Genomic DNA, 22,895 nt, shown 5'->3' on the forward strand with positions numbered 1-22,895 from the left:
TGCCGGTGCTACCATCCTCACACTGATCACCTCACGTAACGAGGAAAGGTAATGAGCAAGTCTTGTCGCACCGGATACGCCCTGATCGTCGGACTGGTCGTCGGGGTCATGCTGAGTGTCTCGGTGGCCGTCTACGCCGACCGCGACAATGGCGCGCAATCCGCCCTGCCGGTGGAGGATCTGCAGCGCTTCACCGACGTGTACATGCGCATCAAGCGCAATTACGTCACCGAGGTCGACGACAAGGACCTGCTGGACAACGCGATCCAGGGGATGCTGTCCGGTCTGGACCAGCACTCGGCCTACCTGGACGAACAGGACTTCGAGGACATGCAGGTCGGCACCTCCGGCGAGTTCGGTGGCCTGGGGATCGAGGTGGGCATGGAAGACGGGTTCGTCAAGGTCATCGCGCCGATCGACGACACCCCCGCCAGCCGTGCCGGAATCGAGGCCGGTGATCTGATCATCCGCCTGGACGGCGAGTCGGTGAAGGGTATGTCGCTGTCCGACGCGGTCGCCAAGATGCGCGGCGAGAAGGGCTCGGACATCACCCTGACCGTGCTGCGCGATGGCGAGGACCGGCCGATGGAGATCACCATCACCCGGGATGTGATCCAGGTGCAGAGCGTGCGCTCCGAGATCCTGGAGGACGGCTTTGGCTATGTGCGGATCAGCAACTTCCAGCAGCGCACCGCGCGCGATCTCGTGCGGGCGGTCGAGGACCTGCAGGAGCAGGGCGAGCTGAAGGGTCTGGTGCTGGACCTGCGCAACAACCCGGGCGGCATCCTGAACGGGGCCGTGGGAGTCTCGGACGCGTTCCTCGAGGACGGCCTCATCGTCTACACCGAGGGCCGTCTGGAGGACTCGCAGTTCCGTTACCAGGCCTCGCCGGGCGACGTGCTGAAGGGCGCGCCGATGGTGGTGCTGGTCAATCGCGGTTCGGCCTCGGCTTCGGAGATCGTGGCGGGCGCGCTTCAGGACCACAAGCGGGCCGTCGTCATGGGCCAGAACACCTTCGGTAAGGGCTCGGTACAGACCATCCTGCCGCTGACCCAGAATACCGGGATCAAGCTGACCACCGCGCGCTACTTCACGCCCGAGGGTCGCGCGATCAACGAGGACGGGATCGAGCCGGACATCCGCCTGCAGCAACTGGTGGTGCAGCGTAGCGACAGCGAGAACGGCGGCGCCCGCATGGGCCGGGATGGTCTGCCGGAGTCGGTGGATGCGGATGACGAGGACAATGGCGAGGCCCTGGCCGAGCGCGACTACGGCCTGAGCGAGGCGCTGAACCTGCTGAAGGGCCTGAACTTCTACAACCGCCGCTGAACGCGGCGGGGTCGCGATCGACGGAGAACCGATGCCGAACGTACTGGTGCCCCTGGCTGCCGGGGCCGAGGAACTGGAGGCAGTCACTATCATCGACCTGCTGCGCCGCGCGCAATTCGAGGTCATCGTGGCCGGGCTGGAGCCCGGGCCGGTGACCTGCTCGCGCGGAACGGTCATCCAGCCGGATACCACCCTGGACCAGGTGCTGGATGCGGCCTTTGACCTGATCGTCCTGCCGGGTGGTCTGCCGGGGGCCAATCACCTTCGCGACGATGCCCGGGTGCAGGGACTCCTGCGGGCGCAGGCCGAGCGCGACGGCTACCTGGCGGCGGTTTGCGCCGGACCCAAGGCGCTGGCCGAGGCCGGCCTGCTGGAAGGCCGGCGCGTGACGGCCTTCACCGGCGCGCTGGACGACGTCGGAATCCCGTCCACCGGCGCCCCGGTGGAGGTGGACGGCCGCCTGATCACGGGCCGCGGCCCGGGCGCCGCGATGGACTTCGCCCTGACCCTGATCGAACAGCTCGCCGGCCGCGACGCCCGCGACGCCGTCGAAGGCCCGTTGCTGCGCCCCTGAATCCTCTACCCCGAAGCGCGCCAAGGCACAAGAAAGGTCAAGAGCAATTTACAGGAAGGTGGGAAGACAGGAAGAAATTCTTGTTGAATGATGCGGTGGTAATCGCAATGCCCTGAACCCCTTCAAACCTTCCCGTCTTCCTGTTGACGCTTTTTCCCTTGGTGCCTGCGTAGTGCGATCGCCTTTCGGTTACCCCACGGTGGCGTAGCGGGTGGCGCTGCCCAGCCAGCGTTCGATCAGGGCGCCGGCGCGGGCTGGGTCGTTCTCGATTCGTGCGGCCAGTGTGGTGGCCTCGTCCAGCAGGTCCTGGTCGCGACCCCAGTCGGCGACGCGGAAGCTGCGATCGCCGGTCTGGCGCGTGCCCAGCAGTTCTCCCGGCCCCCGCAGTTTCAGGTCCACCTCGGCGATCTCGAAGCCGTCGTCGGTGCGGCGCATCGCCTCCAGGCGCTCGCGCGCGGTCTCGCCCAGTGGCGGGCGGTAGAGCAGTACGCAGGCGGAGGCGGTATTGCCGCGCCCGACCCGGCCGCGCAGCTGGTGCAGCTGCGAGAGTCCCATGCGCTCGGCGTTCTCGATGATCATCAGGCTCGCGTTGGGTACGTCCACGCCGACCTCGATGACCGTGGTGGCGACCAGCAGGTCGATTGCCCCCGCGCGAAAGCGCTCCATCACCGCGTCGCGCTCGGGGCCCTTCATGCGTCCGTGGGCCAGGCCGATGGTCAGTTCCGGCAGCGCTTCGCGCAGGCGTTCGGCGGTGGCCTCCGCGGATTCCGCCTCCAGTTGTTCCGACTCCTCCACCAGCGGGCAGACCCAGTAGGCCTGGGTGCCGGAGCCGCAGGCGGCGCGGATGCGCTCGATGACCTCGTCGCGGCGCTCGTGGCTGATCAGCGCGGTGCGTACCGGCGTGCGCCCGGGCGGGCGCTCGTCGATCACCGAACTGGCGAGTTCCGCATACAGGGCCATGGCCAGGGTGCGCGGGATGGGCGTGGCGGTCATGATCAGCTGGTGCGGCATGTACCCGTTGCCCTTGTCGCGCAGGGCCATGCGCTGGTGCACGCCGAAGCGGTGCTGCTCGTCGATGATCGCAAGCCCCAAGTGGTGAAAGCGGACCTCCTCCTGGAACAGGGCGTGGGTCCCGATGGCGACCTGCCGCTGGCCCGCGGCCAGCTCGGCGAGCAGCTGGCCGCGTTCGCTCGCGGTCTGGCGTCCGCCCAGCCAGGCGATCGCAATCCCCAGCGGTTCCAGCCACTGGGCGAGGTTGCGCCCGTGCTGGCGCGCCAGCAGCTCCGTGGGGGCCATGAAGGCGACCTGGAAGCCGGCCTCCACCGCGGCCAGTGCGGCCGCGACTGCCACCAGGGTCTTGCCCGAGCCCACATCTCCCTGCACCAGCCGGTTCATCGGTTGCGGTCGCGCCAGGTCGGCGAAGATCTCGGCGGTCACGCGTTCCTGCGCGCCGGTCGGCGCGAACGGAAGCTGTTCGCGAAGTTGCTGCCACAGCGCCCCGGGCGGCTGGATGACCGGGGCGCCGCGCGCGTCCTGTGGTGTCCGGCTTTGCTGCATGCGTGCGAGCTGGTGGGCGCACAGCTCCTCCAGCGCCAGGCGGGTGCGCGCCGGGCTGCGGTTCTCCGCGGTATCCAGTTCGCCCAGGGCATCGGCCCGCGCCGGGGGATGGTGCAGCTGTTCCAGCGCGGCGTGCAGCCCGGGCAGGCCCTGGCGGGACAGCTCCGGCAGCAGATCGGGCAGGGCCTGCATGCCCGGCAGGGCGTGCGTCACCAGCTGGCGCAGCAGCTTCTGCGAGATGCCCTCGGTGGTCGGGTAGATCGGGGTCAGGTGCGATTCCAGCGCGGGCGGGGTATCCCCCACGGTCTGGAGCTCCGGGTGCACGCATTCCAGCGCCCCGGGCAGGCCGCGCGGCTCGCCGAAGGCGCGGATGCGCGTGCCGGGTCCCAGGCGCCGTTGCTGGTTGGCGCCGAAGTGGAAGAAGCGCAGCAGGATCTGTGCCTGGTCGTCGGCCAGGGTGACCACCAGCATGCGCCGGCGGCGGTGCACCACCTCGGCATGGGTGACGCGGCCCTCGAACAGCGCGGCCAGGCCCGGGCGCAGCGCGGCAATCGGGGTCAGCCGGGTGCGGTCCTCGAAGCGCAGGGGCAGGTGGAACAGCAGGTCCCCGGCCTGTGTCAGGCCCAGGCGTTCCAGGCGCTCGGCCACCGCCGGGCCGACACCCTTCAGGGTGGTCAGCGGGGCCTGCAGGTCCACCGCAGGGGCTCGCGTCGGGTGCTCAGCCGCGCGGGCACCAGGCGATGGCATCCATCTCCACCTGGGCGCCCTTGGGCAGGGCGGCCACGCCGATCGCGGCGCGTGCCGGGTAGGGCTCGCCGAAGACCTCGCCCATGATTTCGTTGACTAGCGGGAAGTGGGTCAGGTCGGTCAGGAAGATGTTCAGCTTGGCGATGTCCGCGGTGCTCGCGCCCGCGGCCTCCAGGACAGCCTGGAGATTGGCGAATACCTGGCGGATCTGGTCCTCGATGCCGCCGCCCACCAGTTCCATGGTGGCCGGATCCAGCGGGATCTGGCCCGACAGGTACAGGGTGTCGCCGGCGCGCACGGCCTGGGAATAGGGGCCAATGGCGGCCGGGGCGTTATCGGTCTGGATGATCTCGCGGGACATGCGGGCTCCTTGTTCGGCCGGATAGATTGTCGCGGATGGCGCCATTCTACTGATCCGGACGCCCGTGTGGGGTGTCCGCGGACTCGGCAGACCGGGGCGCGGACGGATACACTGCGCGGCACACGGACAACGACACAGAGGAAGCAGGCAATGACGGGATACGCACTGGCGAATGTGCTGCATGTACTGGCGGTGGTGATCTGGGTGGGCGGCATGTTCTTCGCCTACATGTTCCTGCGCCCGGTGGCGGGGCAGCAGCTCGAGGGCATGCCCCGGCTGAAGCTCTGGGAGGGCGTGTTCGCCCGTTTCTTCCCGTGGGTCTGGGCCTCGGTGCTGGTGATCCTGGCGACCGGCTTCTACATGATCTTCGGCGTGTTCGGCGGCATGGGCGACGTCCACCCCAGCGTGCATACCATGCTGCTGCTGGGTCTGATCATGATGGCGATCTTCGCCCATGTGTTCTTCGCGCCGTTTCGCCGCATGCGCCTGGCCATTGCCGCGGATGACGCCCAGGAAGGCCTGCGCCGGCTGGGGCAGATCCGCATCCTGGTCGGGATCAATACCCTGATCGGCCTGGCGACGATCGTGGTCGCCTCCGGCGGGCGCCTGCCGCTCTAATCTGCATCCCCTGGCGGGGGCACAGGACGGCCGGTCCGTCCGGCCCTCCAGACCAGTCGTGGCGGTTCGGGCGGCTCCAGCAGCACGGCGGCGTTCTGGCCGAATGTCTCCAGCCAGCGCGCGAGCAGGTGTTCGGGCAGGTCCGCGATCGCCAGGCCCGGCTCGTCCGGCCAGTGGCCCAGGGGATCGCGGTTGCAGGCCGGCCAGGCGCGCAGGCCCTGTTCCGTCACGGCTCGCTCCAACCGCTGCTGGCGTTGCTGGTTTTCTTCCTCGGTGAGCGGCTGGCTGCCCGGGTTGCAGGCGGTCAGCACGACGAGGCGGTGGGTGCCATGCCCCGCCATCCAGGCCGCCACCTCATCGGCCGCCCGGTCGATGCGCAGCACCCATGAACCGTCCGCGGTCTCCACGCAGTACCGCGCCTTGCGGTAGGCCTGTTCCAGTTCAGCCCGTCGCGATCTGGTTGGGGCGCATTCCGCGCGCCCCGGGGCGGGGTCGGCAGCGTCAGCGCTTGTATTGGTGGACATCTCGCGGCACCCTCGCGGCTGGATCGTGCAGATGCGATCGATCAAACAGGGGGAACGGGATGCGCGTCAAGGATGCGACAGCGGTTTGCGGGGTTTCGCCGGCAACCGGCCTGTGTGCGTATGGGGCGTGGCCCGTATCCTTGGTGGCTTGAGCAGCCATGCCCTCGCGTCCTGTCGTCCCCGGTCTGACCAGTGCCTTTGTCGTGGTGCTGTTGCTGGTCGCGGTAGTCGCCATGGCCAGCTGGCTGCGCGTGCAGCAACTGCAGTACGACGTCCAGGCCCTGACCGAGGAATACGTGCAGAAGGTGGATCGCGTGCACCGCATGCGCAGCCTGGTACGCGAGCGCATGCTGCGCGCCTCGCTGGTCATCAGCGCCGAGGATCCGGCCCTGCAGGACCGCTACCAGCGGGAGTTTCGCGAACTGGCCGAACGTTTTCTGGAGGCCCGAGCGGGCGCCGAGCTGCTGGCCCGGACCCCGCGCGATGCCGCGTTGCTGGCGGAGCTGCGCGAGCTGACCGCGACCGGGGCTCCGATCCTGTCCGAACTCGTGGACATCGCCCTCGCCGGTGGGCGCAACGAGGCGCTGGCCATCCTCTACGCGGATGCGATGCCGGTCCAGGAGGAAGTCCTGGAGCAGATGGAAGCCATCCTGCAGGCCTTCGAGCATGACAACGAGGAGGCGGTGGCCGCCATGGCCCGGCGTCACGAGCAGGCGCAGCAGATCACGCTGATCGCCACCGGCATCACGGTCCTGATCATGCTGCTGATGTGGGTGCGCGTGCGCCGGCGGATCTGGCGCGATCATGCCGCGTTGCGCCAGGAGCTGGAGAGCCGCCAGCAGGTCGAGGCCCGTCTGCGCGAGACGCAGGCCGGGCTGGAGGCCGCCGTGGCCCGGCGCACCGCGGCGTTGCAGGAGACCACCGAGCGCCTGGAAGAGGCGCAGCGGATCGCCGGGGCCGGCTACTGGGACTGGGATATCCGGGGTCAGCGCATGAACTGGTCGTCGCATGTCTTCGAACTGTTCGGTCTCGATCCGCGCACCGAGAGTGCGGGTTTCGAGGCGTACATGCGCGCCATCCACCCGGATGATCGCACCCGCGTGCGGCGCGCGACCAACGAGGCCCTGGACCGCGAGAATTTCTACCGGGTGGATCACCGGGTCGTGCGCCGGGACGGCGGGGTCCGCCATGTCCGGGTGGAGGGCGAGATCGACCGTGATGCCGAGGGGCGGGCCGTGCAGGTGCTGGGCATGGTGCGCGACATCACCCGCGACAAGGCCTCGGAGGAGCGCCTGTGGCATCAGGCCCACCACGACTCTCTGACCGGCCTGCCCAACCGCAGCCTGTTGCAGGAGCATCTGCAGCAGGCCCTGCGCCGGGCCCAGCGGACGGGCACCGGGCTGGCCCTGGTGGTCTGCGATCTCGACGGCTTCAAGCCGATCAATGACCGCCTGGGGCATGATGCCGGGGACGTGATGCTGGTGACCGTGGCGCGGCGCCTGCGCGAGGGGGTGCGGGAGAGCGATGTGGTCGCCCGCGTGGGTGGCGACGAGTTCGTGCTGCTGCTGGAGAATGTCCGTGATCCCGATGCCGTCACCGGTGTCGGCCTCAAGCTGATCGAGCGCTTCGAGGAACCGGTGGAGGTGAACCGCGAAGCGGTGTACGTGGGCCTCAGCATGGGGGCGGCGCTCTATCCCGGGGACGGCGACGACGCGGAGACCCTGCTGCAGCGTGCCGACCGCGCCATGTATCTGGCCAAGGAAGAGGGTGGCAGCCGTATCGTGCTGTACCACGAGTGTCCCGAGGCGGCGGTGCGCGCAACCGATCTGGCGCTGCGCCGGCGGGGCGCCCTGGGGTGCGGGCTGGAGGACCCGTCCGCTCGCGACTGAACCGGTGCTATTGCCGCAGCCGGGCGGCGAAGGCCTCCTCGGCGAGGGGCTCGCTGAACAGGAACCCCTGAAAGCGCGTGCAGCCCAGCGCCAGTAGCTGGTCCCGCTGCTCGGCGTGTTCCACGCCCTCGGCGATCACGTCCAGCTCCATGTTGCGGGCGATGTCCACGATGTTCTCGATCAGGGTCCGGTCGCCACCGGCCAGCAGCCCCTGCACGAAGGACTTGTCGATCTTCAGTTCGTCCACCGGCAGGTCGCGCAGATAGGCCAGCGACGAGTACCCGGTGCCGAAATCGTCCAGCGCGATGCGCACGCCGAGGGTCTGCAGCGCGCCCAGCTTGGCGATCGCATCCGGCAGGTCGCGCAGCAGTCCGGATTCCGTGACCTCCAGGGTCACGGCGCTGGCGTCGACCCCGTGGTGGCGCAGGCGGGCCTGGAACTGGTCGACGAAATCGGGGCGCGAGAGTTGCCAGGGCGACAGGTTCAGGGCCAGGCGCGGCGGGCGCAGCCCCGCCTGCTGCCACTGCGACAGGCGTTCCAGGGCATGGTCCAGGACCCAGTTGCCGATGCCATGGATCAGGCCGGTCTCCTCCGCAACCGGGATGAACAGGTCCGGCGCAACCGCGCCCAGCTCCGGGTGCCGCCAGCGCAGCAGGGCCTCGGCGCCGATCAGGCGTTCGGCGGCATCGAGCTGGGGCTGGTAGTGCAGGTCCAGCTGGCCGCGCGCCACTGCCTGGCGCAGGCCGTCCTCGACCTGCAGGCGGGTATGGGCCTCGTCCTGCAGGGCGTGGCGGTAGAACTGTACGCCGCCGCGTCCGGCGCGCTTGGCCTGGTACAGGGCGATATCGGCGTGGCGCAGGGCATCGGCCGAGCTCTCGCCGGCATCCGGGTAGCACACGCAGCCGAGGCTGGCCCCGACCCCGAAGGTGCGCTCGCCGATCACGATGGGTCGCTGCAGGGCCTCGAGGATGCGCTCGGCGATGGCGTGCAGGTCGGACTCGAGCGCCTCGCGGGCCCCTTCGCGGGGGGGCAGCACCACGGCGAACTCGTCGCCCCCCAGGCGGACGATCAGCGCATCCTCCGGGGCATGGCTGCGCAGTCGGTCGGCAACCGCCCCCAGTACGGTGTCGCCCACCGCGTGACCGAGGGCATCGTTGATGGTCTTGAAGTGATCCAGGTCGATCAGGATCAGCCCGCCGTGCAGGTCGCCGGCGACGGCCTCCTCGATATGCCGGGTCAGGTCGTCATGCAGGCGGGTCCGGTTGGCCAGCCCGGTCAGGGCGTCGTGGTAGGCCAGCGCGTGGATGTGCTCCTCGGTATGCAGGCGTTCCAGCTCGGCGCCCGCGCGGTCGGCCATGATCCCGAGGATCTCCATCGCCTTGTCGACATCCTCGACCGGATGGCGGTTAACCATCGCGATGTGCCCGAGCAGCGTCCCCTGGCTGTCCAGCAGCGGGGCGCCGAGGTAGCTCTCGGCATCCATCTCCACCAGCATCTCGTCGCGCGGGAAGCGTTGTTGAACATCGCAGGGATAGATACAGGTGCCGATCTCCAGCACGCGTTCGCAGGGGGTCTCGGCCAGGTCATAGCGAAAGTTCTCGACGATACGCCCGTGGGCGCACAGGGCGACGGTCTCGACCACACCGGACTGGTCCGGGGCTTCCGTGCCAATCAGGGCATAGTCGGCATCGAACAGGTTGCTCAGCTTGAGCACCAGCTGCTGGAAGAACTCCTCGCGCGAGCGTGCCTGCAGGCCCTCGGCGATCAGGCGCAGGGCATCCTCGCTGCGGTGCGCGGCGGTCACGTCCTCCTGCATCACGATGACGTCCTGTACCTCGCCCTGCGCATCCTGCAACGGGTAGATACAGCCCCGGAGCCAGCGTTCCCCGGGCGGGCCGGAAGGGCCTGCCTCGCTCCCGGTGTTGGCAGGCGTCGGCGGGGTGTAGGCCAGCGGGCCGATCTCGCGGTAGTGCCCGCGCACGGCATCCGCGAGCGGCTCCAGGAGCTTCTGGTCGATCGCATCCGGGCGCTCGAGGACGTTCCCGCCCGGGCGGGAGGCGTCACTGCCATGCATGCGTTCCCAGGCGGCATTGGTCTGGCGGATCTCGCCTTCCGGCGTGAGCACCTGGATGCCGATGGGGGACTGCTCGACCAGCGCGCGGAAGCGACTCTCGGAGTCGCGCAGGCGTTCGCCGGTCTCGCGGTTCAGTACCAGACTCATCATCACCACCATCACCACGTAGCCGAACGGTGCGAGCTGCGGCATCTCCAGCGCGCCGGCACGGGCGAGCACGCCCTGGATGGTGAACAGCACGAAGACCCCGATCCCGCCCAGCAGGAGCAGGGTGGTGGCCTGACGGTGGCGGCGGTAATGCCGGATCAACGTGACCAGCGCGAAGCCGAACACCAGAAAGACCGCGAGGACGCCGAAGCCGAACCAGGGACTGATCGTGCCCACGGCCAGGGCCACGTTCTCGCCCCAGGGCAGCTCGAGGATGCGCAGCTCCTCGATGTGGCGGTACTGCATGCTGTAGGGCTGCAGCGTGTTGACCACCCAGGTGATGCCCAGCAGTACCAGCAGTCCGGTCATCAGGCCGCGTGCGGGCGTCCGCGTATGGGCCGCGACGAAGGCGGCGAACAGGACGTAGAACGGGGCAAGCAGGTAGATGTTGAGGGTAAGGGCGCGGGTGTAGGCCGCGATGCTGTCGGCCTGGTAGGTCTGGGCCGAGCCGATGGCGACCACCACCATCAGGGCGCACATCGTGGCGAACAGGCGGTGCTCGGTGCGCCGCGCGCTCTGGCGGCTGTGCAGCAGGTGGCTCAGGCTGGCGTAGGCGGCCAGGCCGGCGGCAAGATAGAGCGACGGCACCAGGACCCCGTTCATCGATGTCCCTTTGCGGTTTCCGCGCGTCGTAACATCCCTTTACTCCCCTGCGGCGAAGCGAATCGGGCCCCGTCGGGTATTCGCGTGACATCGCCTACAGTACAAAAGACCGCAGGCCGCCGCCCCGGTTCGGGGGGGCGGCGCATGGGGGCCGGCTAACGCTGTCTGCACGCCGGCCGGGGAGTGTCGCCCCGCGTTACAGGTAGGGAGTGAGCAGGCGGGCGGCCCCGTCGCGAAGCTGCGAGGGGAGTCCTCGGGCACGGACCTCGTCGAGGGTCAGAGGATGCGACTGCGCGCGCAGGGCGTCGGCCCAGGTGGCCAGTTCGCCGCCCAGGCCGGCATCCAGGCATTCCAGGTTGAACTCGAAGTTCAGGCGCAGGCTGCGGGGGTCCCAGTTGGCGGACCCGACCAGCGCCCATTCGCGATCCACCAGCATCAGCTTGGCGTGGTTGAAGGGGGGCGGGGTGAGCCACAGGCGGCAGCCGCGTTCCAGCAGCTCGCCCTGTTGGGGGCGGCTGGCCCATTCCACCAGCCGCAGGTTGCTGCTGGCCGGGATCAGGATGTCGACTCGCACGCCACGCAGGGCGGCGGCCTTGAGCGCGCCGGTCAGCGCCACGTCCGGAAGGAAGTACGGGGTGATGATGGTGACCTGCTCGCGGGCCTCGGCCAGGGCCGACTGCAGCGTGAAGTTCAGGACCTCGAAGTCCTCGTCCGGGCCGTCCGGCAGGCCGCGACAGGCACGGGCCCCGGCCGGGTCGATGGTATCCGGGAACCAGCGCGGGCCGTCCAGACGTTCCCCGGTGGCGAATTGCCAGTCCTCCGTGAACACCCGCTGTAGTTGCGTGCAGGCGGGGCCGCGCAACTCGAAGTGGAGGTCGTGTATCGGGTGGGGGCCCGGATCGGCGTGGCTGTGGCCGCGGCGGATGTTCATGCCCCCGGTGAAGGCCCGGCGGCCGTCGATCACCAGCATCTTGCGGTGGTTGCGCAGGTTGAAGGCGGCCAGACTGCGTGGCAGGTGCACCGGCATGAAGGTGGTGGCCGGGATCCCCGCTCGGCGCAGCCGGCGCAGGGTGTTGCGGCGGCTGTAGCGGGCGCCGATGGCGTCGATCAGCACGCGCACCTGCACGCCCCGGTCCTGGGCCTGCTGCAGGCGGTCCACGAAGCGTTCCCCGACCCGGTCGTAGTCGAAGATGTAGGTGGCCAGGGTGATGCTGTGACGGGCGCTGTCGATGGCGTCCAGCATGCGGGCATAGGTGCGGTCGCCGTCGAACAGCGGTTCGATCGCGTTGCCGCCGACCAGGCGGAAAGGGCTCAGTCGGTCGCCGGAGTGCAGCAGGCGTTGCCAGCGTTCCGGCGGCTCGCTCAGGGTGGCGCCCCCGGCGCTGGGGTCGGCGATCAGATAGCCCTCGCGCAGGGCGTGGGCGCGCCGGCGGATGCGGTTGACCCCGAACAGCCAGTACAGGACCGAGCCGCCCAGCGGCAGCAGCACGATCAGCCCGACCCAGGCGATGATGGTCCCGGTGTCGCGGCGCTGCAGCAGGGCGTGCACCACGCTGATCGCCGCGAGGGCAAACACGGCGACGGCAGCGATACTGGCGATCCAGCCTGTATCCAGCACGAATGGACTCCTCCGGGGCTTCTCCGCTCCCCGGTTCGGCGGTTTTCCCGTGACCCCGTGGAATGGCGGGCGCGTGCCCGCTACAGTACGCGGGCCCGGTCCGGGGTAAAAGCCCGCGCCACCCATCATTCGCGAGAGCGCCGATGAGCGATATCGAGACCCCCAGCCTGTTCGCCAACAGCGGCGAGCAGCTGCCGCTGAAGGACTTCACCGAGAAGGCGTACCTGGACTACTCCATGTACGTGATCCTGGACCGTGCGCTGCCGCACATCGGCGACGGGCTCAAGCCCGTGCAGCGCCGCATCATCTACGCGATGAGCGAGCTGGGGCTCTCGGCCACGGCCAAGTACAAGAAGTCCGCGCGCACGGTCGGTGACGTGCTCGGCAAGTTCCATCCGCATGGCGACTCGGCGTGCTACGAGGCGATGGTGCTGATGGCGCAGCCCTTCTCCTACCGCTACCCGTTCGTCGACGGCCAGGGCAACTGGGGCTCGCCGGACGATCCCAAGTCCTTCGCCGCGATGCGCTATACCGAGTCACGGCTGTCGCGCTACGCGCAGCTGCTGCTCTCGGAGCTGGGACAGGGCACGGTGGACTGGGTGCCGAACTTCGACGGCGCGCTGGACGAGCCGAAGGTGCTACCGGCCCGGCTTCCGAACGTGCTGCTGAACGGCGGCTCCGGGATCGCCGTGGGCATGGCCACCGACATCCCGCCGCACAACCTGCGCGAGGTGGCCGCCGCCTGCGTGCACCTGCTGGAGCACCCGAAGGCGACCGTCGCGGAGCTGTGCGAGCACCTGCCGGCGCCGGACTTTCCCACCGAGGCCGAGATCATTTCCCCGCCTGCGGAGCTGCGAAAGGTCTACGAGACCGGGCAGGGTTCGATCCGCGCGCGGGCACGCTATGAACGCGAAGGTGACGACATCGTGGTCACCGCGCTGCCGCACCAGGTCTCCGGGGCCAAGCTGCTGGAACAGATCGCCAGCCAGATCCGCGCGAAGAAGCTGCCAATGGTCGAGGACCTGCGCGACGAGTCCGACCACGAACACCCGACCCGTCTGGTGATCACCCCGCGCTCGAACCGCGTGGATGTCGAGGCGCTGATGGCCCACCTGTTCGCGACCACGGATCTGGAAAAGACCTACCGCGTGAACATGAACGTGATCGGCCTGGACGGCCGACCGCAGGTACGCGACCTGGCCGGGCTGCTGAGTGAATGGCTGAGCTTCCGCATCGAGACCGTGCGCCGGCGTCTGCAGTGGCGCCTGGAGAAGGTGCAGGCGCGGCTGCATGTGCTGGAAGGCCTGCTGATCGCCTATCTCAATATCGACGAGGTGATCGCGATCATCCGCGAGTACGACCAGCCCAAGCCGGAACTGATGAGCCGCTTTGGCCTGTCCGATATCCAGGCCGAGGCGATCCTGGAGCTGAAGCTGCGCCACCTGGCCAAGCTCGAGGAGATGAAAATCCGCGGCGAGCAGGACGAACTGGCCAAGGAGCGCGATCAGCTGGAGAAGACCCTGGGGTCCGAGCGCCGCCTGCGCACCCAGGTCCGCCGCGAGATCGAGAAGGACGCCGCGGACTACGGTGACGAGCGCCGCTCGCCGCTGGTCCAGCGCGCCGCCGCGCAGGCACTGGACGAGTCCGCGCTGGTGCCCACCGAGCCGCTGACCATTGTGTTGTCGGAAAAGGGCTGGGCACGCGCGGCCAAGGGCCACGACGTGGATGCCCAGGGGCTCAGCTACAAGGCCGGGGATGCCTTTCAGGCCGCGGTCACTGGGCGCAGCAACCAGCCGGTCGCATTCATCGACTCCACCGGCCGGACCTATACCATCCCCGCGCATACCCTGCCGTCTGCGCGCGGGCAGGGCGAGCCGCTGTCCGGCCGGGTGAACCCGCCGGAGGGCGCGCGCTTTGTCGGCATGGCCACCGGGGCGGACGAAGACCGCTGGCTGCTGGGCTCGGATCACGGCTACGGCTTCGTCGCCAAACTGGGCGATTTGCTGGGCCGGCAGAAGGCGGGCAAGAATGTGCTCACCGTGCCCGCTGGGGCGGCTGTGCTGCAGCCGGCCCCGGTGCGCAACCCGCACGAGGATCACATCGCGGTCGTCACCACCCGCGGCTACCTGCTGCTGTTCCCGGCCACCGAGCTGCCGGAGCTGGCGCGTGGCAAGGGCAACAAGCTGATCGGTATCCCGTCCGCGGCCCTCAAGGACGGTTCCGAGCGGGTGCTCGACGTGGCCGTGCTGGGGCCGCAGGACACCCTGGTCGTGCACGCCGGCAAGCGCTTCAAGGCGCTGGCCCCGGCCGAGTGGGCGGAGTACGTGGGCGAGCGCGCCCGGCGCGGGCGCCAGCTGCCACGCGGCTACCAGAACGCGGACCGCCTGGAAGTGCGCCCGGCCTGAACCCCGGCGCGCTCCGGTGGTCATTGATCGGGGTGGCGCTTGAATTCGCGCGGCGCGCCCCGATGATTGCGACATCCCCGTAAATGGATTGATGGAGTACAGGAAAACTTCATGAAACGTGTTCTGCTGTTTCTGGCGACCAACTTCGCCATCCTGATCGTGCTCAGCATCACCCTGCGTATCCTGGGTGTGGAGAGCATCCTCGATGAACAGGGGGTCGATCTCGACCTGACCGCTTTGCTGATCTTCGCCGCCGTGTTCGGGTTCGGCGGGTCCTTCATCTCGCTGGCCATCTCCAAGTGGATGGCGAAGAAGACGATGAAGGTCCACGTGATCGACAAGCCGCGCAACGCCACCGAGCAGTGGTTGCTGGAGACGGTGCAGCGCCAGGCCAAGCAGGCCGGTATCGGCATGCCCGAGGTGGGAATCTACGATTCGCCCGACCCGAACGCCTTTGCCACCGGGATGAGCAAGAACAACGCCCTGGTGGCCGTAAGCACCGGACTGATGCAGAACATGGGGCAGGGTGAGGTCGAGGCCGTGCTGGGGCACGAGGTCGGCCACGTGGCGAACGGCGACATGGTGACCCTGGCACTGATCCAGGGCGTGGTGAACACCTTTGTGATCTTCCTGTCGCGCGTGATCGGCCACTTCGTCGATCGGGTGATCTTCAAGAACGAGTCGGGTCACGGACCGGCCTTCTGGATTACCGCCATCGTGACCGAGATCATCCTCGCGATCCTGGCCTCCATCATCGTGTTCTGGTTCTCGCGTCAGCGCGAGTTCCGCGCCGACGAGGCGGGGGCCCGCTTTGCCGGGCGCGAGAAGATGATCGGCGCGCTGGAGTCGCTGGCCCGGGCCTCCGGGCGGCCGGTGGACATGCCGGACCAGATGGCGGCCTTCGGGATCCGTGGCGGCATGGCCCAGGGCCTGAAGAAGCTGTTCATGAGCCACCCGCCGATCGAACAGCGCATCGCCGCGCTGCGCGCCAACGGCTGAGAAGACGCCTGGCGCCGTGCGTACACGGGCCGCCCCTCGGGGCGGCCCGTTTCATTTGAGAGATGCTGCTTCGCGGGGCTCAGTAGCAGCGGCCGCGGCCGGGCTGTCCGCCGGCGGCAAGGGCCGCGTCGCCGACGAAGGGGTTGCTGCGGCGTTCCTCGCCAAAGGTGGACTCGGGGCCGTGGCCGGGCACGAACCGGGTCTCGTCGCCCAGCGGCCAGAGCTTGTCGGTGATCGAGGCGATCAGCTCGCGCCCGTTGCCGCGCGGGAAGTCGCTGCGGCCGATTGCCCCGTGGAACAGCACGTCGCCGACCAGGGCCAGGCCGCTCTCGGAGTCGTGGAAGACCACGTGCCCCGGGGTATGGCCGGGGCAGTGGAGCACCCGGAGTGTGGTCTGGCCCAGCGCGATGGTGTCGCCATCCTCCAGCCACTGGTCGGGCACCAGGGGCGCGGTCTCGGGGAAGCCGAAGATCTGCGCCTGCGCCGGGAGCTGGTCCAGCCAGAAGGCGTCGTCGCGATGCGGCCCGATCACCGGCACATTGGCACGGGCGGCCAGTTCGGCGGTGGCCCCGACATGGTCCAGGTGGCCGTGGGTCAGGAGGATCTTCTCCAGGTGCACGCCGTGCTCGCGGGCGATCTGTTCGAGGGGCGCGGCATCCGCGCCGGGGTCGACCCAGGCCGCGGCCCCGGTGGCATCGCACCAGATCAGCGTGGCGTTCTGGGCAAGCGAGGTGACGGGGTGGCTCAGGTGACGAAGCATGATGCGGGATCCGTGAACGAAGTCGATTTTTGGTGCATCCCCGGCGGGTGGTTTTCATGCCCGGGAATAGATCGGGCGGACGTGCGTCTTACGGGGTATGCAGGTCTTCAAGGGTACGTGATATGACGAAACGGTGAAGGACGACCCCCTGCGGATTTCACCGGTTGACAAGAACATCGCCATATTAGAAGATTTGCATACGCTAATCGCTGTCCCCCCTGTCAGTGGTTAGTGGACTCCTCCATCCTCCTTTGGTGGTTTTCTTGGCGCGGGCTTCGACCCGCGCTTTTTTTTGCCTGTGATTCGCCTCCTGTTGCTGGGCGTGTCTACCATTGAGTCCGGCCCGTGCCGCGGATGGCCCGTCGATGATGACCCAACGCCCATGATCCGAAGCCTGAACAGCCTGCGCACCGCGGTGTTGTCCTTCGTGCTGCTGCCGCTGCTGCTGCTGATGGCCGCGGTGGTGGCGCTCGGCCTGCGCGAATTCCAGGTCCAGATGGAAAACCGCATGCAGGAGGATATCGAACTGGTAGCGCGTTCGATCCGGCTCCCGGTGTCGAGCGCTATGCTGCAGGACGACGTGTCCGGGGTGCAGCAGTCGCTGGATTCGCTGTTCCAGATCGAGGAGGTGTTCGGGGTCTACGTCTACGACGCCGAGGGCCGCATGGTCGCGGCCAGTGGGCCGCCCAGCCCGACCCTGCAACGCCGCGGCGAGGCCCGGGTCATCAGCGAGACCGGCAGTCTCGGGGCCTTCGGCGAGCACCAGGGGCGCGAGACCTTCTCCTTCTTCCTGCCGTTGTCGGATCCGGCCGGGCGGATCGTGGGCCTGCTGCAGGTGACCCGCGATGTGACCCCGTTCCGGGCCTTCGTCACGCAGCTGCAGTGGCAGGGCGGGTTGCTGATGCTGGCGGTCAGTGCGCTGTTCCTGCTGGTCGTACTGTTCGGCTACCACCGGGCCGTCGGCCGGCATGTGTCGCGCCTGATGGCCGCGATGCGCGCGATCGGCGATGGCCAGCGCGGCCTGCGGGCGCCGGAGGACGGGCCGGCCGAACTGCGCGGGCTGGCGGTCTCGATGAACCGCATGATGGAGCGCCGCGAGGCCTCGGAGGCGGAACTGGAGGCGCAGCGCCACGAGCAGGTGCGGCTCGAGGAAAAGCTGCGGCACTCGGAGAAGCTGGCGGCGATCGGCCAGCTCGCGGCCGGTGTGGCGCATGAGCTGGGGACACCGCTCGGGATTATCGCCGGGCGGGTGCAGCGGGCCATTCGCCGCCTGCCGGAGGCGGATCCTGCGCGCAAGGAGATGGAGGCGTTGCAGGCCGAACTCGAGCGGGTGGAGACCATCGTGCGGCAGTTGCTGGACTTCGCTCGTCGCAACCCCCTGCAGGAACGCCCCCTGGACCTCGCGCAACTGGTCGGCGACCTGGTCGAGCGGGTGCGCGCGCGGCACGCGCCCGACGCGATCCGGTTCCAGGTGGACGGGGAGGCGCTGGTCGTCGCGGCCGATCGTCTGCGCCTCGGACAGGCGCTGGAGAACCTGCTGGAGAACGCGGCCCAGGCGGCCGCCGGTGAGGTGCGCGTCCACTGGCGGGCGGAGGCCGACCGGGTAACCCTGGTGGTGGCCGATGACGGTCCGACCGCCGGGCGCGGGATCGACGACGAACAGGCGGCGCGCCTGTTCGAGCCCTTCTTCACCACCAAACCCACGGGCGAGGGAACCGGACTGGGGCTGGCTGTTGTCCAGGTGGCACTGGAAGATCATCGCGGCACGGTCGCGCTGGATCGCAGCGTGCCCGGGGAGACCCGCTTTGTCGTGCATCTGCCGCTGGCCACTGACGAACCGCAGGAGACGCGCCTATGAGCGCCGCGCCACAAACACCCGCCGCGCCCCCGGAATCGGTCCTTGTGGTGGAGGACGACCGCGGACATCGCGAATTGCTGCACGAGGAGCTGGCCGAGGCCGGCTACGCGGTCACCGCGGTAGGCAGCGCCGAGGACGCCGCGCGGGCACTGGCACAGCAGGCCTTCAGTCTGGTGGTCAGTGACCTGCGTCTGCCGGGCGCCGACGGGTTTCAGGTGCTCGAGGACGCGCGCGCCCGGGTGCCGGCGCCGGGCTTCATCATGCTGACGGGCTTCGGGACCATCGATCAGGCCGTGGCCGCGCTGAAGGCGGGGGCGGACGACTTTCTGACCAAGCCGGTGGACCTCGATCATCTGCGCCTGGCTGCTGACCGGGTAACCGAGGCGCGTCGCCTGAAGGACGAGGTGCGGCGCTATCGCGAGGTGCTCGCCCAGTCCGACGGGTTTCATGGCATGCAGGGACACAGTCCGGCCATGCTGCAGACGTTCGACCTGATCCGGCGGATCGCGGCCGCCGACGGCAGCGTCCTGATTACCGGCGAGTCCGGGACCGGCAAGGAACTCGTGGCGCGGGCGCTGCACGCGGAAAGTGACCGGGCGCACGGGCCGTTCGTCGCGCTCAACTGCGCCGGCATCCCCGAGGCCCTGCTGGAGTCGGAGCTGCTGGGGCATGTAGCGGGTGCCTTCAGTGGGGCCAAGGGTGCCCGTCGAGGACTGTTCACCGAGGCACATGGGGGAACCCTGTTCCTGGACGAGATCGCCGAGATGCCGGTGGCGATGCAAAGCAAGCTGCTGCGCCTGCTGCAGGACGGACGGGTGCGCCCGGTGGGCGCCAACGAGGAGATCGAGACGGATGTGCGTATCGTCGCGGCCACCCACCAGGACCTGCAGGCGCACATGGCCGACGGCCGTTTCCGCGAGGATCTCTACTATCGTCTGGAGACCTTCCGGATCGAGATCCCGCCGCTGCGAGAACGCGGTGACGATATCGAGTACCTGGCCCTGCAGTTCCTGCGCCAGCAGGCCCTGGCCCGAGGCCTGCCCGAGCGGCGTCTGAGCCCGGAGGCCTTGCGCGCGCTGGTGCGCTACCCCTTCCCCGGGAACGTACGCGAACTGGCCAGCCTCATCGAGCGCGCCGCCACCCTGGCCACGGGCGAGGTGATCGAGACCCGGGACCTGCCGGAACGCGTGTTCGCGATCGGCGGCGAAGATGCGGGTGTGGCCACCGGTCATGCCGGCGCAGAAGTGTTACCCGTAGCGGGAGTCGGCGACGACACCCAATGGCCGACGCTGGAAGAGCGCGAGCGCGACTACATTCAACGGGTCCTGGAGCACGTGGACGGCAACAAGCAGCGGGCCGCGCGCATCCTCGGCATCGGACGCAAGACGCTCTACCGCAAGCTCGGCGAATCCGACCCGTCGTGACATCCTGACCCGGGTCGAGCTGACCCATGTGTCATTATGACTCGGCCGCAAACCCGCAGCCGGCGGCCGCTCCGCCGGCTGATCTATCGCTAAGCATCTGATTATTAATCAATATCGTCCCGGTTCCCATTGTTGGCACGATGCCTGCTTCTCCTCAGGCAGCAATCGGGGAAGCGCAGCCCGCACGGGCTCATTCCTCCTCACACGGTTGCGGTGCGGCTGGACGGGGGTTCCGCTTTAGGCGGGTCCCGGTCGGCCGCAAGATCCGATCGAACCAAAGGAATAAGGAGCAACATGATGAATATGCGCAAGACGATCCTTGCAATGGCCCTGACCTCCCTGTTTGCCGTGGGTGGCGCGGCCTCCGCGCAGTATGGTGGTGCCGAAGGCGGCGCCGGCGGTGGCGACATGGGCGGCGCCCAGGGTGGCCAGCCCCCGGCCCAGGAAGGCGGTGCCGGCGCCGGTGGCGGTGCCCAGGGCGGCCAGCCGCCGCAGGGTGGCGCCCAGGGTGGCGCGGCCCAGGGCGGTGCCCCGATGCAGGAAGCCCCCGAGGTGGACCTGAGCGAAGGGGACATCGACACCTTCGTGACCGCCTTTGTCGCGGTGCAGGAAGTGCGCGAGGACTTCGCCGACCGCCTGCAGAACGCCGAGGACGAGACCGAGGCGCAGTCCATGCAGCAGGAAGCGCAGGACGAAATGGTCAGCGCCGTGGAAGATGCGGGCATGAGCGTCGAGGAATACAACGAAGTCGCCATGGCCCTGCAGAACGACCCCGAGCTGATGCAGGAAGTGCAGGAGCGCGCCGAAGCCCAGCTGTAAACGGGTTGCGTGCCGCCCCGGGCCTTGCGCCCGGGGCCTGAAAGGGGGGCCGCCCTTCGGGGCGGCCCCTTTATTATGTGCGGAGGGCGCTCGCGCAGGCCCCGGCCCGCCACCTCGCCTCCGGTGGACGTCGAGCGTGGCCCGTCTCGCGAATTGTCCCTTTTGCTTGAATCGGGTGAAGGGAAGCGTTATTCTTGCGCGCTTTCTGAATCGCCCCGACCTCGGAGCATCGAACATCATGAGTACCATCAGCGCCAAGCCGGCCGAAGTCGAACGCGACTGGTTTCTCGTCGACGCCGACGGCAAGACCCTCGGCCGACTCGCCACGGAGATCGCACGCCGTCTGCGCGGGAAGCACAAGCCCGTGTACACGCCGCATGTCGATACCGGCGACTACATCGTCGTGATCAACGCGGAGAAGATTCGCGTCTCCGGCAACAAGGCCATGGACAAGAAGTACTTCCACCACACCGGTTATCCGGGTGGCATCAAGGAAGCCAACTTCACCCAGATGATCGAGCGTCATCCGGAGAAGGTGCTGGAGCTTGCCGTGAAGGGCATGCTGCCGCGCAACCCGCTTGGCCGGGCCATGTTCAAGAAGCTCAAGGTCTACGCCGGCACCGAACACCGGCATACGGCCCAGCAGCCGCAGCCGCTCGAAGTCTGAGCCGCCAGAATCAGCAAGGGAATCGATCCGAATGGCTACCAATCAGTATTACGGCACCGGCCGCCGCAAGACCGCCGCTGCGCGCGTCTTCCTGCGCCCGGGTACGGGCAACATCACGGTTAACCAGAAGCCGCTGGACGAGTTCTTCGGCCGCCAGACCTCGCGCATGGTCGTGCGCCAGCCGCTGGAGGCGACCGAGTCCACCGAAAACTTCGACGTGATCGCAACCGTCGAGGGCGGTGGTGGTAACGGCCAGGCCGGTGCGATCCGCCTGGGCATTGCCCGCGCCCTGGTGCAGTACAACGAAGAGCTGCGCTCGCCGCTGCGTCGTGGTGGTCATCTGACCCGCGATGCCCGCGAGGTGGAGCGGAAGAAGATCGGCCTGCGCAAGGCCCGTCGTGCAACCCAGTACTCGAAGCGTTAAAATTCGCCTCGAGTTTCTGCGGGACGCACGCGATCCGGTTTACTGGGGGATCGTCTAGCGGTAGGACTACGGACTCTGACTCCGTCAACCCAGGTTCGAATCCTGGTCCCCCAGCCATATAAAGACAAGGGGTTACATCAGTGATGGTGTAACCCCTTTGTTTTTGGATCACACAGGGATCACTCGCACCCTTCTCTCGCCAGACATGCCGATTCTGTTCCCGCAATGTTTGCGCGAGGTTCGTCTAACTCCATGGGGCGAATTGCTGCCATGCCGGCGGCGTAGTTCTAAGTCAGCGCTGACTATACTGGTGTAGGCGCTTCGCCTACCGCTCTGGGTCTCTATCGAGCCAGTTGGGAGATGAACGCACGTTTATCCACCCAACCCAGAGGAGTGAGCGCCAATGCTCGTAGGCGAAGAAACACCGGTCGGTCTGGTCATTCAGCCGGACATGGACCGATGTCTACACGGTCTCAACGCGAGAGTTCTGCAGAAAAAAGGAAAAAACTCTGGGCGAAAACGGGCCTTTCGAAACGGGGTAATGCTATGTCTCTCAAGGATTTTCCGGAACAGTTCGGCATCCGAAACTGAGCGCCCACTAGTAATATATAAGGGGGTAGAAGAGGGGGTTACCGTAGACCAAGCGCTTGATGAAGAGCTGGTCTCAACGCTGGAGGAATATCCGAAGTTCCGGCCGCCCCTATGGCACGAAACATCGCAGCGGCTTCGGGCGGTGTATCACCAGAGAGCCATCGAAGGCCTCGGCAGCTGTTACGCGCTGACCTTGAACATCTCCCCACACACGTTGAGGAAGGCCGCAGAGAATGGGGGCCTTGATCACCTCTACCGGAGCTTGCGGCGCCACCTGAACGCTGCTCTAGGGCGTGTGGTCGAGTTCTATGTGGTCTTGGAAAGTGCCTGTTCGAAGACCCAGAACTATCGTGTAGCCCGTCCTCATCTCCATGGAGCCATTGGCTGTGAGCCCAGTGAGCGGGAGCGGGTGCATAAAGCGTTGAGCGCCTTTAACCGAGGGGCCTCGCCAGAGTTCTTCAAGGCGCGCCCGGCGATGTTGAAGTCCATCACGGACGGCTTTAACTGGAGCCAGTATTGCCTCAAGTCACACGCGTTCCGGGGCTTCGCCCTGGCGGATTTCCCCGGGCCGGCCATGTGTCGTTCGCGGGGGGTAGGTCGCGAGGCACGACGTCTCTACGAAATCGACCGCGAGACATTGTTGGAGCGTATCGGCCACATCAAGGGCCGACTGGCTTCGAAGGCTCGCTGAGCTCGGGGTGTGTGGGCTGGGGCGCAATGGTGGACAGGCGTTACGTCCCGGCTCCTCCCGGCCCAACGCACATTATCTCAGTGGTGCCCACTACCGCCCGGTAGTGGGTTTCCAGCGGGCTTGCGGAGAGCCGTTTTAAGCGCACATATTTCGGTC

18 protein-coding genes and 1 tRNA gene are annotated in these 22,895 nt (G+C 67.9%); 13 read left to right on the plus strand and 6 right to left on the minus strand.

Going from position 1 to position 22,895, the window contains the following annotated elements; translation table 11 throughout:
- The first annotated feature begins 51 nt into the window (after nt 1-51).
- Nucleotides 52-1,329 (plus strand): S41 family peptidase, encoded by a 1,278-nt coding sequence (locus C996_RS0109205; RefSeq protein WP_018867159.1) that lies wholly within the window; start codon nt 52-54, stop codon nt 1,327-1,329.
- 31 nt (nt 1,330-1,360) lie between these two features.
- Complete coding sequence (locus C996_RS0109210) at nt 1,361-1,903, plus strand: DJ-1 family glyoxalase III (RefSeq protein WP_018867160.1); 543 nt, start codon at nt 1,361-1,363, stop codon at nt 1,901-1,903.
- A 189-nt stretch (nt 1,904-2,092) separates the two neighbouring features.
- Here the strand turns inward: C996_RS0109210 and recG are convergent, their stop codons facing one another.
- Entirely contained in the window at nt 2,093-4,207 is a 2,115-nt protein-coding gene (gene recG / locus C996_RS0109215; protein ID WP_255349360.1) for an ATP-dependent DNA helicase RecG, read from the minus strand.
- Nucleotides 4,179-4,568 (minus strand): RidA family protein, encoded by a 390-nt coding sequence (locus C996_RS0109220; RefSeq protein WP_018867162.1) that lies wholly within the window; start codon nt 4,566-4,568, stop codon nt 4,179-4,181. Before C996_RS0109220 ends, recG begins: the two co-directional genes overlap by 29 nt.
- 150 nt (nt 4,569-4,718) lie before the next feature.
- On the opposite strand from C996_RS0109220, the gene C996_RS0109225 reads away from it, so the two are divergent.
- A complete protein-coding gene (locus C996_RS0109225) occupies nt 4,719-5,186 on the plus strand; it encodes a CopD family protein (RefSeq protein ID WP_018867163.1) in 468 nt (155 codons plus the stop codon).
- On the opposite strand, the gene C996_RS13810 is transcribed toward C996_RS0109225, so the two are convergent.
- Nucleotides 5,183-5,710 carry a DUF3293 domain-containing protein gene (locus C996_RS13810; protein WP_038032887.1) on the minus strand — a complete coding sequence of 176 codons (528 nt, stop codon included), beginning with the start codon at nt 5,708-5,710 and terminating at the stop codon, nt 5,183-5,185. The genes C996_RS0109225 and C996_RS13810 overlap by 4 nt on opposite strands.
- Before the next feature lie 158 nt (nt 5,711-5,868).
- Between C996_RS13810 and C996_RS0109235 the strand changes: the two genes are divergently transcribed.
- Nucleotides 5,869-7,599 (plus strand): diguanylate cyclase domain-containing protein, encoded by a 1,731-nt coding sequence (locus tag C996_RS0109235; RefSeq protein WP_018867165.1) that lies wholly within the window; start codon nt 5,869-5,871, stop codon nt 7,597-7,599.
- A gap of 7 nt (nt 7,600-7,606) precedes the next feature.
- Here C996_RS0109235 and C996_RS0109240 read toward each other — a convergent pair whose 3' ends face one another.
- On the minus strand, nt 7,607-10,483 hold the full coding sequence (locus tag C996_RS0109240) for an EAL domain-containing protein (protein ID WP_018867166.1): 2,877 nt from the start codon (nt 10,481-10,483) through the stop codon (nt 7,607-7,609).
- A 196-nt stretch (nt 10,484-10,679) separates the two neighbouring features.
- A complete protein-coding gene (locus C996_RS0109245) occupies nt 10,680-12,101 on the minus strand; it encodes a phospholipase D-like domain-containing protein (protein WP_018867167.1) in 1,422 nt (473 codons plus the stop codon).
- A gap of 143 nt (nt 12,102-12,244) precedes the next feature.
- Between C996_RS0109245 and parC the strand changes: the two genes are divergently transcribed.
- Together parC and htpX are read left to right on the plus strand one after the other, a co-directional pair.
- A complete protein-coding gene (gene parC, locus C996_RS0109250; protein WP_018867168.1) occupies nt 12,245-14,506 on the plus strand; it encodes a DNA topoisomerase IV subunit A in 2,262 nt (753 codons plus the stop codon).
- Nucleotides 14,507-14,617: 111 nt separating this feature from the next.
- Entirely contained in the window at nt 14,618-15,505 is an 888-nt protein-coding gene (gene htpX, locus C996_RS0109255) for a protease HtpX (RefSeq protein ID WP_018867169.1), read from the plus strand.
- Nucleotides 15,506-15,584: 79 nt separating this feature from the next.
- Here htpX and C996_RS0109260 read toward each other — a convergent pair whose 3' ends face one another.
- On the minus strand, nt 15,585-16,265 hold the full coding sequence (locus C996_RS0109260) for an MBL fold metallo-hydrolase (RefSeq protein ID WP_018867170.1): 681 nt from the start codon (nt 16,263-16,265) through the stop codon (nt 15,585-15,587).
- 382 nt (nt 16,266-16,647) lie between these two features.
- Between C996_RS0109260 and C996_RS0109265 the strand changes: the two genes are divergently transcribed.
- From C996_RS0109265 to C996_RS14800, 7 genes are all read left to right on the plus strand, one after another.
- Nucleotides 16,648-18,123 (plus strand): ATP-binding protein, encoded by a 1,476-nt coding sequence (locus tag C996_RS0109265; RefSeq protein WP_018867171.1) that lies wholly within the window; start codon nt 16,648-16,650, stop codon nt 18,121-18,123.
- Nucleotides 18,120-19,547, plus strand: a complete 1,428-nt coding sequence (locus tag C996_RS0109270) for a sigma-54 dependent transcriptional regulator (RefSeq protein ID WP_026279272.1) — start codon at nt 18,120-18,122, stop codon at nt 19,545-19,547. The genes C996_RS0109265 and C996_RS0109270 overlap by 4 nt, the downstream gene beginning before the upstream one ends.
- Nucleotides 19,548-19,844: 297 nt before the next feature.
- Complete coding sequence (locus C996_RS0109275; RefSeq protein ID WP_018867173.1) at nt 19,845-20,366, plus strand: DUF4168 domain-containing protein; 522 nt, start codon at nt 19,845-19,847, stop codon at nt 20,364-20,366.
- A gap of 238 nt (nt 20,367-20,604) precedes the next feature.
- Nucleotides 20,605-21,033: a 50S ribosomal protein L13 gene (gene rplM, locus C996_RS0109280; protein WP_017940583.1), complete on the plus strand. Its 429-nt coding sequence runs from the start codon at nt 20,605-20,607 to the stop codon at nt 21,031-21,033.
- Between the two features lie 31 nt (nt 21,034-21,064).
- Entirely contained in the window at nt 21,065-21,457 is a 393-nt protein-coding gene (gene rpsI / locus C996_RS0109285; RefSeq protein ID WP_018867174.1) for a 30S ribosomal protein S9, read from the plus strand.
- Between the two features lie 43 nt (nt 21,458-21,500).
- A tRNA-Gln gene (locus C996_RS0109290) sits at nt 21,501-21,574 on the plus strand.
- 286 nt (nt 21,575-21,860) lie between these two features.
- Nucleotides 21,861-22,739, plus strand: a complete 879-nt coding sequence (locus C996_RS14800; protein ID WP_231367145.1) for a hypothetical protein — start codon at nt 21,861-21,863, stop codon at nt 22,737-22,739.
- The last annotated feature ends 156 nt before the right edge of the window (nt 22,740-22,895 follow it).

The organism is Thioalkalivibrio sp. ALE25 (assembly GCF_000377285.1).
Lineage (GTDB): Bacteria > Pseudomonadota > Gammaproteobacteria > Ectothiorhodospirales > Ectothiorhodospiraceae > Thioalkalivibrio.